This window comes from Curtobacterium sp. MCBD17_040 (genome assembly GCF_003234805.2).
Lineage (GTDB): Bacteria > Actinomycetota > Actinomycetes > Actinomycetales > Microbacteriaceae > Curtobacterium.
The window spans coordinates 2,415,326-2,429,512 of the sequence record NZ_CP126273.1 but is presented as its reverse complement, the minus strand read 5'-3'; the positions used below and the strand labels follow the sequence as shown (position 1 = coordinate 2,429,512).

At 71.8% G+C, this 14,187-nt stretch carries 14 protein-coding genes and 1 other annotated feature; of the genes, 6 read left to right on the top strand and 8 right to left on the bottom strand.

Annotated features, from left to right (window positions below; genetic code table 11):
- The first annotated feature begins 172 nt into the window (after nucleotides 1–172).
- The 3 genes from DEI94_RS11410 (at nucleotide 173) to DEI94_RS11400 (ending at nucleotide 3,070) form a co-directional block, all read left to right on the top strand.
- Nucleotides 173–940, top strand: a complete 768-nt coding sequence (locus DEI94_RS11410) for an NRDE family protein (RefSeq protein ID WP_111027600.1) — start codon at nucleotides 173–175, stop codon at nucleotides 938–940.
- Nucleotides 941–1,011: 71 nt separating this feature from the next.
- On the top strand, nucleotides 1,012–2,169 hold the full coding sequence (locus tag DEI94_RS11405) for an LLM class flavin-dependent oxidoreductase (protein ID WP_258372358.1): 1,158 nt from the start codon (nucleotides 1,012–1,014) through the stop codon (nucleotides 2,167–2,169).
- Nucleotides 2,170–2,419: 250 nt separating this feature from the next.
- On the top strand, nucleotides 2,420–3,070 hold the full coding sequence (locus DEI94_RS11400) for a hypothetical protein (protein WP_111027601.1): 651 nt from the start codon (nucleotides 2,420–2,422) through the stop codon (nucleotides 3,068–3,070).
- A 63-nt stretch (nucleotides 3,071–3,133) separates the two neighbouring features.
- On the opposite strand, the gene DEI94_RS11395 is transcribed toward DEI94_RS11400, so the two are convergent.
- The 3 genes from DEI94_RS11395 to DEI94_RS11385 all read right to left on the bottom strand — a co-directional run bounded on the left by DEI94_RS11395 (nucleotide 3,134) and on the right by DEI94_RS11385 (nucleotide 6,186).
- Nucleotides 3,134–4,398 (bottom strand): IS3 family transposase gene (locus tag DEI94_RS11395; RefSeq protein WP_284183709.1). Its coding sequence is split into 2 segments (ribosomal slippage): nucleotides 3,134–4,107 and nucleotides 4,107–4,398, totalling 1,266 coding nucleotides; the frame shifts between segments, so codons are not numbered across the junction.
- Nucleotides 3,986–4,114, bottom strand: a sequence feature (AL1L pseudoknot). (Overlaps the previous gene by 129 nt.)
- Nucleotides 4,399–4,517: 119 nt before the next feature.
- Nucleotides 4,518–4,850 (bottom strand): hypothetical protein, encoded by a 333-nt coding sequence (locus DEI94_RS11390; RefSeq protein ID WP_146244130.1) that lies wholly within the window; start codon nucleotides 4,848–4,850, stop codon nucleotides 4,518–4,520.
- Between the two features lie 91 nt (nucleotides 4,851–4,941).
- Nucleotides 4,942–6,186: a mannosyltransferase family protein gene (locus tag DEI94_RS11385; RefSeq protein ID WP_111014092.1), complete on the bottom strand. Its 1,245-nt coding sequence runs from the start codon at nucleotides 6,184–6,186 to the stop codon at nucleotides 4,942–4,944.
- A gap of 116 nt (nucleotides 6,187–6,302) precedes the next feature.
- Here DEI94_RS11385 and DEI94_RS11380 point away from each other — a divergent pair, with 116 nt between their 5' ends.
- A complete protein-coding gene (locus DEI94_RS11380) occupies nucleotides 6,303–7,733 on the top strand; it encodes an MFS transporter (RefSeq protein ID WP_111027820.1) in 1,431 nt (476 codons plus the stop codon).
- 108 nt (nucleotides 7,734–7,841) lie between these two features.
- Here the strand turns inward: DEI94_RS11380 and DEI94_RS11375 are convergent, their stop codons facing one another.
- Complete coding sequence (locus DEI94_RS11375) at nucleotides 7,842–8,024, bottom strand: hypothetical protein (protein ID WP_111011606.1); 183 nt, start codon at nucleotides 8,022–8,024, stop codon at nucleotides 7,842–7,844.
- Between the two features lie 205 nt (nucleotides 8,025–8,229).
- Here DEI94_RS11375 and DEI94_RS11370 point away from each other — a divergent pair, with 205 nt between their 5' ends.
- The gene (locus DEI94_RS11370) at nucleotides 8,230–8,970 is read left to right on the top strand and encodes an endonuclease/exonuclease/phosphatase family protein (RefSeq protein ID WP_258368790.1); all 741 of its coding nucleotides are present in this window, start codon (nucleotides 8,230–8,232) and stop codon (nucleotides 8,968–8,970) included.
- 219 nt (nucleotides 8,971–9,189) lie between these two features.
- On the opposite strand, the gene DEI94_RS11365 is transcribed toward DEI94_RS11370, so the two are convergent.
- The 3 genes from DEI94_RS11365 to DEI94_RS11355 form a co-directional block, all read right to left on the bottom strand.
- On the bottom strand, nucleotides 9,190–9,861 hold the full coding sequence (locus DEI94_RS11365) for a methionine ABC transporter permease (RefSeq protein ID WP_111027821.1): 672 nt from the start codon (nucleotides 9,859–9,861) through the stop codon (nucleotides 9,190–9,192).
- On the bottom strand, nucleotides 9,858–10,946 hold the full coding sequence (locus DEI94_RS11360) for a methionine ABC transporter ATP-binding protein (protein ID WP_111027822.1): 1,089 nt from the start codon (nucleotides 10,944–10,946) through the stop codon (nucleotides 9,858–9,860). The genes DEI94_RS11365 and DEI94_RS11360 overlap by 4 nt, the downstream gene beginning before the upstream one ends.
- A gap of 99 nt (nucleotides 10,947–11,045) precedes the next feature.
- Nucleotides 11,046–11,816, bottom strand: coding sequence for a MetQ/NlpA family ABC transporter substrate-binding protein (locus tag DEI94_RS11355; protein WP_220038825.1), 771 nt, complete (start codon nucleotides 11,814–11,816; stop codon nucleotides 11,046–11,048).
- Between the two features lie 458 nt (nucleotides 11,817–12,274).
- Here DEI94_RS11355 and DEI94_RS11350 point away from each other — a divergent pair, with 458 nt between their 5' ends.
- The gene (locus DEI94_RS11350; protein ID WP_111011648.1) at nucleotides 12,275–12,508 is read left to right on the top strand and encodes a hypothetical protein; all 234 of its coding nucleotides are present in this window, start codon (nucleotides 12,275–12,277) and stop codon (nucleotides 12,506–12,508) included.
- A 1,027-nt stretch (nucleotides 12,509–13,535) separates the two neighbouring features.
- On the opposite strand, the gene DEI94_RS11345 is transcribed toward DEI94_RS11350, so the two are convergent.
- The gene (locus tag DEI94_RS11345) at nucleotides 13,536–13,700 is read right to left on the bottom strand and encodes a hypothetical protein (protein WP_181434970.1); all 165 of its coding nucleotides are present in this window, start codon (nucleotides 13,698–13,700) and stop codon (nucleotides 13,536–13,538) included.
- Nucleotides 13,701–14,187 lie beyond the last annotated feature (487 nt).

Sequence of the window (14,187 nt, the reverse complement as noted above, 5' to 3'; positions counted from 1 at the left end):
CGTCCTCCACAACGCATCGCTCTCTCCACAGTGCGCGCTGTGTCACGCGTCCGCTGAGCCTGGGCAGGGGCGTTCGGGCGCCATCGCGTCCACATGCTGTTCGACGTCGAGGCGACTCCACAGGTGGCCAGGCGAGCCCTGGACGTCGTGGGGCGGGTGCGATGATCGACGCATGTGCACCGTCGTCGTCCGGGTCGAACCCGACACCGCGTGGCCGGTCACCCTGCTCGCACTGCGAGACGAGGACCCGTCCCGTCCCTGGGACCCCCCACGCGCCTGGTGGCAGGACCGCGGCGACGACGTGGTCGGTGTCCGGGATCGGACGGCAGGGGGCGCGTGGCTCGCAGCGTCCGCTCCTCGCCGAGCCCTCGCGGTCGTCCTCAACCGCGCCGAGCCCGTGCCCGCGACGGACGGCGGTTGGGCGACGCGGGGGTGGCTTCCGCTCGACGCCGTCACGGGGGCCACCCGGGCGAGCGAGCGGCCGACCGAGCGCTCCTACAACCTGGTCCACGCCACGCCGCAGGGGGTGCGCGTGACGTCGTGGGATGGTGCGCGGGTCCTCACGCGAGGACTCGGACCGGGCGTCCACGTCGTGACGGAAGGCGCTCCGGACGACGTCGCGCTCCCACGGATCGCTCGGTGGCTCGATCCCTTCCGCCACGCATCGGCTCCGGTCGGACCGCCACCGTCGATCGAGCCACTCCTCGCGGTGGAGGCGCCGACGACGGGGCTCGGGGCCGATTGGGAGGACTGGTTCGCCGTGCTCCGTTCGGGTGCCGACGTCGCGCCGGACCGACCGGACGCGATCCTCCGTGACGATCTCCGTGCCGACGGCCGATTCGCGACCCTGTCGGTCGTCGCCGCGGCCGTCGGACCGTCCGGCGTGGTCCTCGAGCACGCGCGGTTGGCGACGCCCGGGAGGCTCGGCACGCGTTCCTGATGCTCCCGCGCCTTCCCGTCGCATCGCGGAATTCTGGCGTACTGAACCGGTTGTAGGATCATGCAAACGCATTGATCCGTCTGGAGGACTTCATGGGTGGCAGCGCATTCGGCAACATCAGCGGTGGTGGCGCGGGACCCGGGCGTCCGGTCGACGTCCCGCCCGCGGCGCCGGACCGGGTCGGAGCGGTCCAGCTCGGGCTCGACACGTTCGGTGACGTGACCGAGACGACCGCGGGTGTCCGTCTGACCCAGGCCCAGAGCATCCGCAACGTGGTTGAGCAGGCGGTCCTCGCCGACCAGGTGGGCATTGACTTCATCGGGGTCGGTGAACACCACCGCGTCGACTTCGCCGTCAGCGCACCCGAGGTCGTCCTGGCGGCCATCGCCGCGCGCACCGAACGGATCCACATGGGTTCCGCGGTCACGGTGCTGAGCTCAGACGACCCGGTGCGGGTCTACGAGCGGTTCGCGACCGTCGACGCGCTGTCCAACGGGCGCGCCGAGGTCGTGCTCGGCCGCGGGTCCTTCACCGAGTCGTTCCCGCTCTTCGGATTCGACCTCGCAGACTACGAGACCCTCTTCGAGGAGAAGCTCGAGCTCTTCGCCGAGGTCCTCAAAGAGGGACCGGTCAGCTGGTCCGGCACGAAGCGCGCCCCGCTCCACGAGCAAGAGGTCTGGCCGAAGACCGAACACGGCCGCATCCCGACGTGGATCGGAGTCGGGGGTTCGCCGCAGTCCGTGATCCGGGCGGCGAGCTACGGGTTCCCGCTGTTCCTCGCGATCATCGGCGGTCAGCCCGCTCAGTTCGCACCGTTCTCGCGCCTCTACCGACAGGCGCTCGACCAGTTCGAGCTCCCGCAGCAGCCGATCGCCATGCACTCGCCAGGGTTCGTCGCAGCGACGGACGACGAGGCGGCCGAGCTGTTCTACCCGTACCACAAGGACGTCACGGATCGGCTCGGACGCGAGCGCGGGTGGCCGCCCTTCGACGAGTCGCAGTACCGCGCTGGCCTGTCGGCGGGCGGTTCCCTCTACGTGGGATCGCCCGAGACGGTCGCGAAGAAGATCGCGCGAAACATGCGCATCCTCGGGGTCTCGCGCTTCGATCTCCGTTACAGCACCGGTCGACTCCCGCACGAACACATGATGCGGTCGATCGAGCTGTACGGCACGAAGGTCAAGCCGCTCGTCGAGGAGATGCTCGCTGAGGAGGTCCCCGCGGTCTGACCGAGGCGCCACGGGCCTCCCTGAAATGGTGATCCGTGACCAAACCCGGAGGCGGAGGGCACCGAACACAAACAAGGGGCGAGCCGCGTCGAGCTGTGTCATGCAGACGGCCGTCCGCTCGTGCCCGCGTGCACCGGATCCGATGACCCGAACTCGGGTCCGGTGCGCCTCCTCCCGTACGGCGGATGTGACAACGCGACGGCGGTGACCCTCGTGCGTCCGTCCGGCCGCGCCCCGGTAGCATCCAGCGATGGCCCACACGTCCAGCCGACGAGACCGCTCAGCGCGCGAGGAGCGGTTCCGCGGACGGATCCTCGGCGTCGGGACCACGTCCGGGCACCGCATCGTCGTCGGGATGTGGCAGGACTCCCCGTTCCGGCACTTCACCGACGTGTTCGTCGAGTTGCCCGACGGCAGCAGCCTGCTCCTGGCGCCGGACGAACTCGTCGAGCGGTACGTGTCGAGCACCTACCGGTTCGACGCGACCCGGGTCGTCGATGTGCACCTCGTTCGAACCACACGTGGCCTGGAGTTCGACGCCGGACCGCTCCACCTCGAGGTCACCGTCGGCGCGATCACACTCCTCGGCCGGTTGCTCCGGCTCGTTCCGCGGAGGATCGCCACCGATCCCCGATGGCTCGCGATCGTCGATCCGGTCGCGCGCCTGCTGGTGCGCGGGGCGGGGACCGCGGGTTCTGCCGGGGGAGGTCGGCGGGAGTACTACGGCGTGACCGGCGCTCATGCGGTGACCGCAGTGACGGGCACGTGGGACGGCGCTGACCTCGGCACCCTGACACCGCTCGACCCGCCGGTCCGGTTCGGCTTCGCCTCCATGCCCGCCACGCCCCAGGTCGTCGACGTCGAGACCGTGATCCGCGGGCCGGGCGTGGGGACCGACTGACTCGCCGCACGCCCGGGAGGTCCCGGGAAACTCCGCCGGTGACACCCCTGAATCGCCCCGGGTTCAGTGGAGGGCGAGTTGTCCCGGCGACGACTGTCGTCGGCTGTTGATTTCACGGTAGTACTGGTTCTCTTTCTCGATGGGGGTGATGTATCCGATCGAGGAGTGCAGTCGGTTCTCGTTGAACCAGTGCACCCAGGACAGTGTCGCCAACTCGAGGTCGTCGGCGCCGCGGAACGGGCCGTCGATCTTCACGCACTCGTTCTTGTAGAGCCCGACGACGGTCTCGGCGAGGGCGTTGTCATACGAATCGCCCACGGTCCCGATCGATGCGACCGCGCCAACCTCGGCGAGACGGTCGGAGTAGCGCAGCGCCGTGTACTGCGACCCGGCATCCGAATGTTGCACGACGCCCGTGATGTCCTCGCCGGCGCGATCGCGGACCCACAGCGCCATCTCGAGCGCGTCGAGCGGCAGGTCGGTCGGCATCCGGTTCATCGTCCGCCACCCCACGATCCGGCGGGAGAACACGTCCGTGACGAATGCGGTGAACGCCATCCCCGACCAGGTCGGCACGTAGGTGAAGTCGACCACCCAGAGTTCGTTCGGCCGATCCGCGCGGAAACAACGCTGCACGTGATCCGGCGGCCGCACCGCGCGCTCGTCCGCTCGAGTGGTGACGAACTGCTTGCCCCGCCGAACACCACGCAGTCCTTGCTTGCGCATCAGGCGCTCCACGGTGCAGCGGGCGACGGTGATGCCCTCGCGGCGCAGCAGCCGCCAGATCTTCCGCGCGCCACTGATGCCACGGCCAAGGTCCCGGTCCCAGAACACCCGCTCGATCTCCGCCAGCAGCGCCTCGTCCGCGATAGACCGGGCAGAGCGGGCCCGGGTCTTGAACGCGTAGTAGCCGGACGGGGCGATCATGACGCCGTGCTCGGTGAGCACGCGACAGATCGGCTCGACCCCAAACCGGTTCCGGTGTTCGTCGATGAACTGGGTCACCACGGCAGTCGCGGGTCGAGCTCCCGCGCGAAGAACGAGGACGCCGCCAACAAGATCTCGTTCGCGCGCTTGAGTTCCCGGTTCTCCGCCTCGAGCGCTTTGATCCGCGCCGCGTCGGTGCTCGTGGTCCCGGGACGCTCACCGGCATCGATCGCGGCCTGCTTGCACCAGCCGCGCAACGTGTCGGGGTTCACCCCCGTGCGCGACCCGATCCGGATCACGGCCGCGTTCAACGACAGCGAAGAGTCTTCCTTCTGCACCTCTTGCACGAGCCGCATCGCACGCTCCCGCAGTTCTTGCGGATACTTCCTCGGTGCTGGCATGGTCCGATCCTCTCGGGGATTCAGACCCTCCACCAGACCCGGGGCGATTCACCGCGAGCCGCACCCCGCGGAGCCGCGAGCCGCGAGCCGCGCCGGCGGGGGTCCGGGCAGCCACCCCGTCAACCGACCGCGCGCGCCTGCCCGACGAGCACGACCAACACCACCACGAGGCCGACGAGGACCATCGCGCCCTCGAGAGCCGCGAGCGTCGCGAGCCGGTGCCGCACGTGCCGGACGGCGAACCGCACGACGAGCATGGCGACGAACAGCGCGAGCACGAGCACGAGGCCGGTCCATCCCACGGCGGGCACGAGCAGCCCCATGAGCCACATCACGAGCCCGACGACGATCGCGGTGATGGCGCCGACCACGACCCAGATCGTGCCGTCCGAGGTCGTCAGGGCCGGCTGGTTCCGGACCAGGGTCGGGTCGTCATCGTGCGGACCGGTCATGGCCGGGACCGTACTCCCGACGCCGTCGACCGGGCCCAGATCCCCGAGTCGGTGGACCACCGCCAGCGGGCCGGTCCGCGTCCGCCTCTGGCTACGGCGGCCCCATCAGCCACAGCACCGCGATGAGCACCGGCTGCCCGACGAGCGCCCCGCTGACCATGATCCATCGTGCCCACGGCCGCGCGACGAGTTCGGGCGACCCCGTCAGCGGCGCGAGCGGCATGAGGAGCCGCGGGGTCGAGGCCATGGGGATCGACACGGCGAACACGTACAGCGCGTACGCGGCCGCGAACACGACGGTGACGAGCCCGAGCTCGCGCGTGGACCGCCGGGACAACCACACGCCGTACGCGACGGCCATGGCGATGACGAGCAGCACCCCGCCGACACCGACCCAGCGGGCCGCGGTGAGGAACCAGGGCGAGAGCGGCACGAAGTGCACCCGACCGATGAAGTTGACCCACCACGACATCTCGGTGTCGAGGTACGCGTTCGGCCGGCCGGTGGCATGCGACGCGATGACCGGCCACGCGACACCTGCGGCGGCGGTGACGAGTCCGGTCCCGATGACGGTGAGTCGCTCGCGCACGGGGAACGACCCGCGGTCGCGGACGTACCGGACGAGGGCGACCACCCCGAGTGTGAGGGGGATCGCCAGCTCGCCGGGACGGGTGAACGCCGCCACCACCGAGAGCAGGGTGAGTGGCAGGTACCGCCGCCGCTGCATGGCGAGGAGGGCACCGAACACGAGTGCCAGGAACATGCTCTCGGCGTACCCGACCTCGAGCAGGAACGAGAGCGGCCCGAGGCAGAAGAAGAACACGGCCCACAACGCGGCGGTGCCGCCGGCGCGCTCGCGGACGAGCGCGTGCAGCAGGTATGCGGCGACGAGGCCGGCGATGGTGGCGATGAGCGGCGCGCCGATCCGGAACGGGAGGCCCGTGGAGGCCGTCAGCATCCGGATCGTGAACGGGAACGCCGGCAGGAACGCCCAGTTGTTCTGCATGACGTGCCCGAGGGCGTCTGTCGGGAGCACGGACGGGTACCCGTGCAGGGAGATGTCCTCGTAGTACTGGCCGTCCCAGCTCGTCAGGAACGTCAGGAACCCGTGGTCGTTGCCGCGGATGGCGTTCGCTGGCTGCGCCCGCACGATGAGCGGGTACACCAGGGCGAGCCACGTGGTCGACAGCATCCGCGACGCCGCGAACAGGACGAGGATCGCCGCCCATGCGGGTGTGCTGACGGCGAGGTCGGCGAGGCGGTTCCGGGAGGGACGGGCGACGACCGAGACGGCGGCGGGCCGAGCGGGGCGCTCGAGTTCGTCGGGGCCCCTCATGCAGCCACCTCACCGCGGGCGGGTGGCACCCTCCGAGCAGACCTCACGCCGCCACGATAGACGGCGTTCCTGGGGGGACCGCCGGGGCACGCGCGTCGGACTACGCTCGAACGGAGATGAGCGAGGCGACGACGCAGGCGCAGACCGGACGACGGCGACGGAGCGCGACGGCGCTGGCCGTCCTCGTCGCGGGCACGTACTTCATGGAGCTGCTCGACGGCACGATCGTCAGCACGGCGGCGCCGGCGATCGGGCGGGACCTCGGCGTCGACTCGGCGGCGGTCGGCATCGCGATCACGGCGTACCTCGTGACCCTGGCGGTCCTCATCCCCGTGAGCGGATGGGTGACGGACCGGGTGGGGTCGCGCACGGTGTTCCTCGGCGCGATCGTCGTCTTCACCGCCGCGTCGGGGTTGTGCGCCGCGGCGGACTCGCTCGCGACCCTGACGGCATGGCGGGTCGTCCAGGGTCTCGGTGGCGCGCTCATGGTGCCGGTCGGGAGGCTCGTGGTGCTCCGGAGCGCGGGCCGCGACCGCCTCGTGACCGCCATCGCGATCCTCACGTGGCCGGCGTTGGCCGCACCGATCGTCGCGCCGTTCCTCGGCGGGGTGCTCGTGGACGCGCTGTCCTGGCACTGGATCTTCCTCGTGAACCTGCCGTTCGGCGCGGTCGCACTCGTCGCCGCGGCCGTCCTCGTGCCGCAGGAGCGTGGCGCCGAGCGCGTGCCCTTCGACTGGGTGGGCGCGGTGCTCGCGTGTCTCGGGCTGGGCGGCCTCGTGGTGATGGCGTCGCTGCTGTCCCTCACCCACGTGCCGGTGGTCGCGGCGACGGTCGCGGGCGTCGTCGGGGCGGTCTGCTGCTGGCTCGCGGTGCGACACCTCCGCCGGGCGGACCACCCGATCCTCGGGCTCGACGCACTGCGGCTCGAGACCTTCCGGGTGTCGCATGCCGGGGGCTCGCTGTTCCGGCTCGGTGTGTCGGCGGTGCCGTTCGTCCTGCCGCTGTTGTTCCAGGATGCCTGGGGCTGGTCCGCGGTCGCGGCGGGGTCCGCGGTGTTGTTCGTGTTCGTCGGCAACCTCGGGATCAAGCCGACGACGACGCCGCTCCTCCGCGCGTTCGGGTATCGGCCCGTCGTCATCGGCTCGACGGCGACGGCCGCGGTGTCCGTCGTGCTCATGACGTTCCTGACGCCGACGACGCCGTTCTGGGTGCTCGCGGTCCTGCTCGTGGTGAGCGGTGCCGCACGTTCTGTGGGGTTCACGGCGTACAACACGATCGCGTTCGCGGACGTCGAGTCCACGGCGATGACCCCGGCGAACACGCTCTCGTCGACGCTGCAGCAGGTGGCCGCCGGGTTCGGCGTGGCCGTGGCCGCGGTGGTGCTCCGCGCTGCGGCACCGCTCGGCGGCCCGGGGTCCTCCGTGCCCTACGACGCGGCGTTCGTCGTCGTCACGGTGCTGCTCGCGGCAGCGTGCCTCGAGGGCGTGCTCATGAGCCGCGACGCCGGGTCAGCGGTGCGTCCGGCTCGCCGCGCGGCCGCCCGCTGAGCGGAGGCACGACGAGTGGCGCGCCCCCGAGTGGTGCGCGCCGCGGGAGGATCCGCACCACCGGGCGATGCGTGGAGGACCCGCCACGCGAGCGGGTCCTCCATGGTCTCACTGCTCGGGGCTGCCCGAGTCGACGTCGTCGCCGAGGTCGGCGTGGTCGTTCGTCCCGTGCAGGCCGTCGGGCATGTCCTCGGCGGACTGCTGGCGTTCGTCGGGCGCGTCGGTGTCCGGCTGCTCGGGCGCCTCGGGCGTGGTGGACTCTTCGGCAGGGTCAGGCTGGCTGTAGCTCATGAACCGAACGGTAGGGCCAGGCCGCTCGGCCGTCCGTCATTCACGGCCGGGGTCCAGGTGCCCCGTACCCTCGGGCGCCTCGCGGCGATACAGTCACAGCGAGCGCTTGCGTACCGGGGGTACGGTCCGGAGGCGGCGCCGGGGCCCTGCCCTGGCGCGCGACCACCAGGTCGGACGAACGACGAACGGCAGGATGCGAGGCGACATGCAGGGCGGAGAGCAGCGAGCCATCCGAGTGGTGAGCTACAACCTGCGCGAGCACACCGCGAACGGGGAGCTGGCCGCACTGGCGGAGGCGTCCCAGGCCGACGTGCTGTGCGTGCAGGAGTGCGACAGCAACGACCTGGCGCCCGAGGTCGGGGGGCTCACCCTCGCGGCGTCGACGAGCGCGAATCGGCTCGGGCTCGCGATCTACAAGCGCGACGACCGGTTCGACGTGCGCGACTTCACGATCCACTCGCTGCAGAAGTCCCTGCACGACCGCGTCCTCGCGCCCGCGCACGAGCGGCTCATCGCGATGCACCTCGAGGACCACGAGGCGGACGCGGAGGTCATCGTGGCGTCCTTCCACGCCTCGCCCCTGACGGCGACGAACAGCCTGCGGCGCAAGCAGATCGAGGCCGCGCACCAGTTCGTCCGTGACCTGTCGAGCGAGGCACCGGCGATCATGGTGGGGGACTTCAACTACCCCTGGTTCCAGACGAACCTCCGCAAGAAGATCGAGGAGCACGGCTTCGCCCTCTCGTTGAGCGACCAGCCGACCTACCTGCGGTACCGCCGGTTCACGGGCCACTTCGACTTCGCGACGAGCGTCGGTCTGCACATCGCGGGCGTCGAGACGCTCCCCGCGGGCATATCGGATCACCGTCCGATCCTCGTCACCGCCCACTACGAGGCCCCCGCGATCAGCGGCGCTCCGTCGTCGGTCGCCGAGCCGGCGGCCTGACCCGCGCCACCCGCCGGGCCGGGAGGCGCGGTGCGGGCCGGTCCCGGCCCTCCCGTCCGTCGCGCCGGACGGGAGGCGTGGTGCGGGCCGGTCCCGCACCTCCCGTCCGTCGACGCCGGGCCGGGAGGCGCGGTGCGGGCCGGCCCCGGCCCTCCCGTCCACCGTCAGCGCCGGGCCCGGAGGCGCGGTGCGGGCCGGTCCCGGCCCTCCCGTCCGCCGTCAGCGCCGGAGCGTCGCCCGCGCCAACCGGTTCCCGACGAACTGGCCGAGCTGCACGATGACGACGATCGTCGCGACCGAGATGTACACGATCCACCAGTCGTAGCGCTGCGACCCGTAGGTGATCGCGTACTCGCCGAGGCCGCCCCCACCGACCAGGGCGCCTTGCGCGGTCATGTCGACGATGCCGACGAAGATGAAGGTGTAGCCGAGCACGAGCGGCCCGAGTCCCTCGGGGATGAGCACCGTCAGCACGATCGCCAGCGGGTGCGCGCCGGACGACCGCGCGGCCTCGACGACGCCCGGGTCGAGGGACACGAGGCTCTGCTCGACGATCCGGGCCACGGCGAACGCCGCCGCGAGGGAGATCGCGAACGTCACCGCGGGCACCCCGATCGTGGTGTCGACGACGCCTCGGGACAACGGTGCGACGGCGGCCAGGAAGATCACGAACGGGATCGGCCGGACGATGTTCACGACGACGTTGAGGACCGTGAAGACGCCGCGGTGTCCGAGCAGGTTGCCCGGTCGAGTGGCGTACAGGGCCAGGCCGAGCGCGAGCCCGATGACGCCCGCGACGACCAACGAGACGAGCGACATGACCAGGGTGTCCCGGATCGAGGACAGGTACACGTCGATCGTCGTCAGGAACCCCTGCAGTCCGGTGGTCATGAGCGGGCCTCCTCCGTTGTCGGGCCGTCGGCGATGTCCGGTGTCGGGGCGGTCGGTCGTTCCTCGTCCGCGGTGACCCCTGCTTGCCGGAGTGCCGCGAGTGCGCCATCGACCGCGGCGTCCGCGCCGGAGAGCTCGTAGGTGAGCGCGCCGATGCGGCGCTCGCGGATCTCGCTGACGCCGCCGTACACGAGCTCCGCTCCGACGCCGGCCACGGCGAACACCGCGTCGATCCGCGCCTGGAGGCCGTGCTCGTCCGTGATCCGCACGGTCACGAGCCGGCCGGGGTGGCGGTCGCGGAGCCGGGTGAGGGTCGCCGCGGAGGGCCGATCGTGCAGCGCCGATCGGACGAATCGACGCGCGGCCTCGGTGCGCGGCGCCGAGAAGACGTCGTACACGTCGCCGACCTCGACGACGCGGCCGCGCTCCATCACGGCGACGCGATCGGCGATCTGCCGGACTGCGTCCATCTCGTGGGTGATGACCATGATCGTCACCCCGAGCTCGCGGTTCACGCGGCGGAGCAACGACAGGACCTCGGTGGTGGTCTCGGGGTCGAGCGCGCTCGTGGCCTCGTCGGCGAGGAGCAGCGGTGGGTTCGTGGCGAGCGCCCGGGCGATGCCGACCCGCTGCTTCTGCCCGCCCGACAGCTGCTCGGGGTAGGCGTGCGCGCGGTCGAGCAGACCGACGAAGTCGAGGAGCTCCGCCACCCGGCGGTCCCGTTCCTCGCGGGGGACCCCGGCGACGCGCAGGGGGTAGGCGACGTTGCCCGCGACCGTGCGCGAGCGGAACAGGTTGAACTGCTGGAAGATCATGCCGATGCGGCGTCGGGCCTGACGCCGGTCGCGTTCCGGCAGGCTCGTGAGCTCCTGACCGGCGACGGTGACCCGTCCCGACGTCGGCAGCTCGAGCGCGTTGACGAGCCGCACGAGCGTGGACTTGCCCGCACCCGAGTAGCCGATGATGCCGAGGACCTCGCCCTCCTCCACGTCGAGGGTGACGTCGTCGACCGCGACCACGGGGTCGTCGTGGTCGCGGCGGACGTAGCGTTTCGAGACGGCCTCGAGGCGGACGAGCGCGGGCATGGGTCCTTCCGGTGGGGACGGGCGGACGCGCACGGCTCGTGACCGTGCGCGTCCGGGGTGGGGCGGGCCTCCCGGCTGGTGGGCGGGAGGGCCGACGGGTCAGCCCAGTGCGGCCTTCGCGTCCTGCTCGACGGACCGCAACTCGTGCTGCAGTTCGGCCGCCGACGTGGAGCGCACGACCGCGTCCGGGTAGTCCTTCAGGAACACCTTCTGCACGGCGCTGTCGTGGAACAGCTTGGCCAACGCGAGGTACGTCGCGTCGTGGACGTCCGCCTTGCGCGCCGCGAACACGTTCACGTACGGGGCCGCCGAGGTGCTCGACGGGTCGTCCTGGTAGATCGCGTCGTGCTTCGACAGGCCCGCAGCGGTCGCGTAGTTGTTGTTCACGACGGCACCGTCCACCGAGCCGTTCTGCAGCGCGTTCGCCGTCTGCGAGGCGTCGACCGTCGTGACGTCGACCTTGTGCGACGTGATGTCGGCAGTCGTCGAGAACGCGCTCCCGCCGTCCCGGAGCTCCAGCAGGTGGGCGGACTGCAGCACGAGCAACGCCCGGGCCTCGTTGATGGCGTCGTTCGGGATCGCGATCTTCGCGCCGTCGCTGAACCCCGACGGCTTGCTGACCGTCGTCGAGTAGAGCGGCAGCGGGTACACGGCGGTCGCGCCGACCGGCTGCAGCGTGTCGTGCGCCGTCACGTCGTAGTTCGCCAGGTACTGGATGTGCTGGAACTGGTTGAGGTCGACCTGCCCCTGCTTGAGCGCCGGGTTCGGGAGGCTGTAGTCCGAGAAGTTGACGAGCTTGACCGTCACGTCGAGTCGCGATCTCGCGAGCTTGGTGTACGTCGCCCAGTAGGGCAGGGACTTGTCGGCCACGCCGATCGTGACGGTCCTCGGCGCCGCGGAGGACGAGCCCGACGACGCGGTGTCGTCCCCGCCCCGGGTGGCGGCGACGACGATCGCGACGATGATCGCGACGACGACGACGATCGCGGCGATGATCCAGCCGAGGGGGCGTCGGCGGCGGGGCGGTCGGGAAGGGTCGGTGCGGCGGACATCGGTGCTCCTGGTGCTCGGTGTGCGGTGGTGCGTCGTGCTGCTGCGTTCCGGCCGGTGCTGCGGCAGAACGTGGCTCCACTGTGCAGGCGCCCGTGGGGAGGGTCCACTCGCGTTCCGTCGTGTTACGGCGGAGTCCCTCGGGCGAGCGCGGGGTGGGCGGTGTCCCTCGGGCGAGCGCTCCACGAACGGGGGACTTGGCCGGCCCGCGACGGCGGTGCACGATGATCCAGCCCACCGCCCCCGCCCGTCCCTCGGGCCCACACCGGAGAAGACCGATGCCGTTCGTCCCCACCCTCACGGAACCGTTCCGCACCCAGCTCGTCGCTGCCGCTTCCGCGCGCGCCGCTGACCCGACGACCACCACCGCCTTCGTCGACTTCGTGCGACGCGAGTACCACGCGACGCAGGACTTCGAGCGCACTGCCGACGTCGCCGCGATCTGGGCGGCGTTCACGCACGTCCGCCCCGCGCGGTCCGTCCCGTCCGTCGCCACCGCGTCCGCCGCCTGACCGCAGCGGGCCGCCTGACCGCAGCGGGCTGCCTGGCCGCAGCGGGCTGCCTGGCCGCAGCGGGCTGGTGCGGCGTGTTCCGTCCGCGCCCGTCGGCATCGGTCGGCAACTCAGGACCGGGCCTCCGGGCCGGGAGGCGCGGCGGAGGTTCCGCACGATCCTCCTGATTCGTCGACCGAGGCGGGCCGGGCCGGGGTCGGCGCGGGCCGGTGCCGTTGCGGCGAGGGCCCTCCAGCGCCGGTTCGGGCGGCTGCGCGCGGGTGCGCGCCTGCACGCGGCATCGGTCGACAACTCAGGATCGGGCCTCCCGGTCGGGAGCCGCGGCGCGGGTTCCGCACGATCCTCCTGATTCGTCGACCGAGGAGGCGCGGGCCGGGGTCGGCGCGGGCCGGTGCCGCCGCGGCGAGCACCGGCCAGCGCCGGTCCGGGGTGGGTGCGCGCTGGTGCGCGCCTGCACACCGGTGCCTGTCGACGATTCAGGATCGGGCCTCCGGGCCGGGAGGCGCGGCGCGGGTTTCGCACGATCCTCCTGATTCGTCGACCAGCGACGGGGGCTGGGCGGGGTCGGCGCGGGCCGGTGCCGTCGCGGCGAGGGCCCTCCAGCGCCGGTTCGGGCGGCTGCGCGCGGGTGCGCCTGCACACCGGTGCCTGTCGACGAATCAGGTCCGGGCCTCCCGGCCGGGAGGCGCGGCGCGGGTTCCGCACGATCCTCCTGATTCGTCGACCAGCGACGGGGGCTGGCCACGCTTCGCGCGCCCACGGCCCACGGCCCACGGCCCACGGCCCGCGCGCCCGTGCGCCCACGCCGCGCGCGGCCGCACCACGGGCGGGCCCGCATCCCGGGTAACGAGCATGTGAACGGACCCAGGGAGACGACCCCAGAACGGGGCACGCGACGGGGAGGCCCGGACCGGCTCGAGCGCGTCCCCCGGCTCCCGGAGAACGCACGTCCTCCGGACGCTGCCGAGGGGTGCAGGACGAGTTCGGAAGCGCCCCGAACGGGGTACAAAGCCGGAGCGGTCGGAGGTCAGGGTCCGTCGATCGCGACCACGATGACGCCCGTGCCACGGAACCGGCCACAGGTCGCCGCGCCGCACAGCGCGCAGTCGGTCCCGCGCCGGTAGTGCTCGTGGGCCTGCCGCTCGTGTCCGCAGACGCACCGCTCGCGGGGGTCGACGTCGCGACGTGCCATCGGGTCCTCCGGGCGTGGATGGAACTGGGCGGGGCGGATGGTTCGACCAGGTCGGCCGTTGTCGATCCTATCCGCCGGACTCGCCCCTCATCGGGGGGCGATCGGGGGACAACTCGGGTGCTCAGGGGGGTTCCCGGAGAACGGTCGCTCCCCGTCCGTGAGGAGCCCGGACCGCGCCCGTCCTCCAGGACTCCGGCCCGGCGCCGCGGACGCCGACCCGCGTGTACCCCGACCGCGCAGGGTGGACAGAGGGCTCTTGTCCCTCGGGGGCGGGGAGCGTATGTTCCTGCTCACCACCACCCTTACCCGAGGGTGGCGAGGATCAGCTCCGGCCGGTCGGTTGCTCACCCGAGAACCCGAACCCGAACCGCCGACCGTGTCGACGTTGATCCACGCTGCACCACGAGGGCAGAAGGCTGCCCTCGCCGACCCTTCCCTGGCCGGCCGTACCGACCCGTCGGTGCGGGTCGATCGTGGAGGGGTCCAG

Coding starts and splice junctions, on each gene's coding strand:
- DEI94_RS11410 (WP_111027600.1), top strand. CDS start 173: ATGTGCACCGTCGTCGTCCGGGTCGAACCCGACACCGCGTGGCCGGTC.
- DEI94_RS11400 (WP_111027601.1), top strand. CDS start 2,420: ATGGCCCACACGTCCAGCCGACGAGACCGCTCAGCGCGCGAGGAGCGG.
- DEI94_RS11390 (WP_146244130.1), bottom strand. CDS start 4,850: ATGACCGGTCCGCACGATGACGACCCGACCCTGGTCCGGAACCAGCCG.
- DEI94_RS11385 (WP_111014092.1), bottom strand. CDS start 6,186: ATGAGGGGCCCCGACGAACTCGAGCGCCCCGCTCGGCCCGCCGCCGTC.
- DEI94_RS11380 (WP_111027820.1), top strand. CDS start 6,303: ATGAGCGAGGCGACGACGCAGGCGCAGACCGGACGACGGCGACGGAGC.
- DEI94_RS11375 (WP_111011606.1), bottom strand. CDS start 8,024: ATGAGCTACAGCCAGCCTGACCCTGCCGAAGAGTCCACCACGCCCGAG.
- DEI94_RS11370 (WP_258368790.1), top strand. CDS start 8,230: ATGCAGGGCGGAGAGCAGCGAGCCATCCGAGTGGTGAGCTACAACCTG.
- DEI94_RS11365 (WP_111027821.1), bottom strand. CDS start 9,861: ATGACCACCGGACTGCAGGGGTTCCTGACGACGATCGACGTGTACCTG.
- DEI94_RS11360 (WP_111027822.1), bottom strand. CDS start 10,946: ATGCCCGCGCTCGTCCGCCTCGAGGCCGTCTCGAAACGCTACGTCCGC.
- DEI94_RS11350 (WP_111011648.1), top strand. CDS start 12,275: ATGCCGTTCGTCCCCACCCTCACGGAACCGTTCCGCACCCAGCTCGTC.
- DEI94_RS11345 (WP_181434970.1), bottom strand. CDS start 13,700: ATGGCACGTCGCGACGTCGACCCCCGCGAGCGGTGCGTCTGCGGACAC.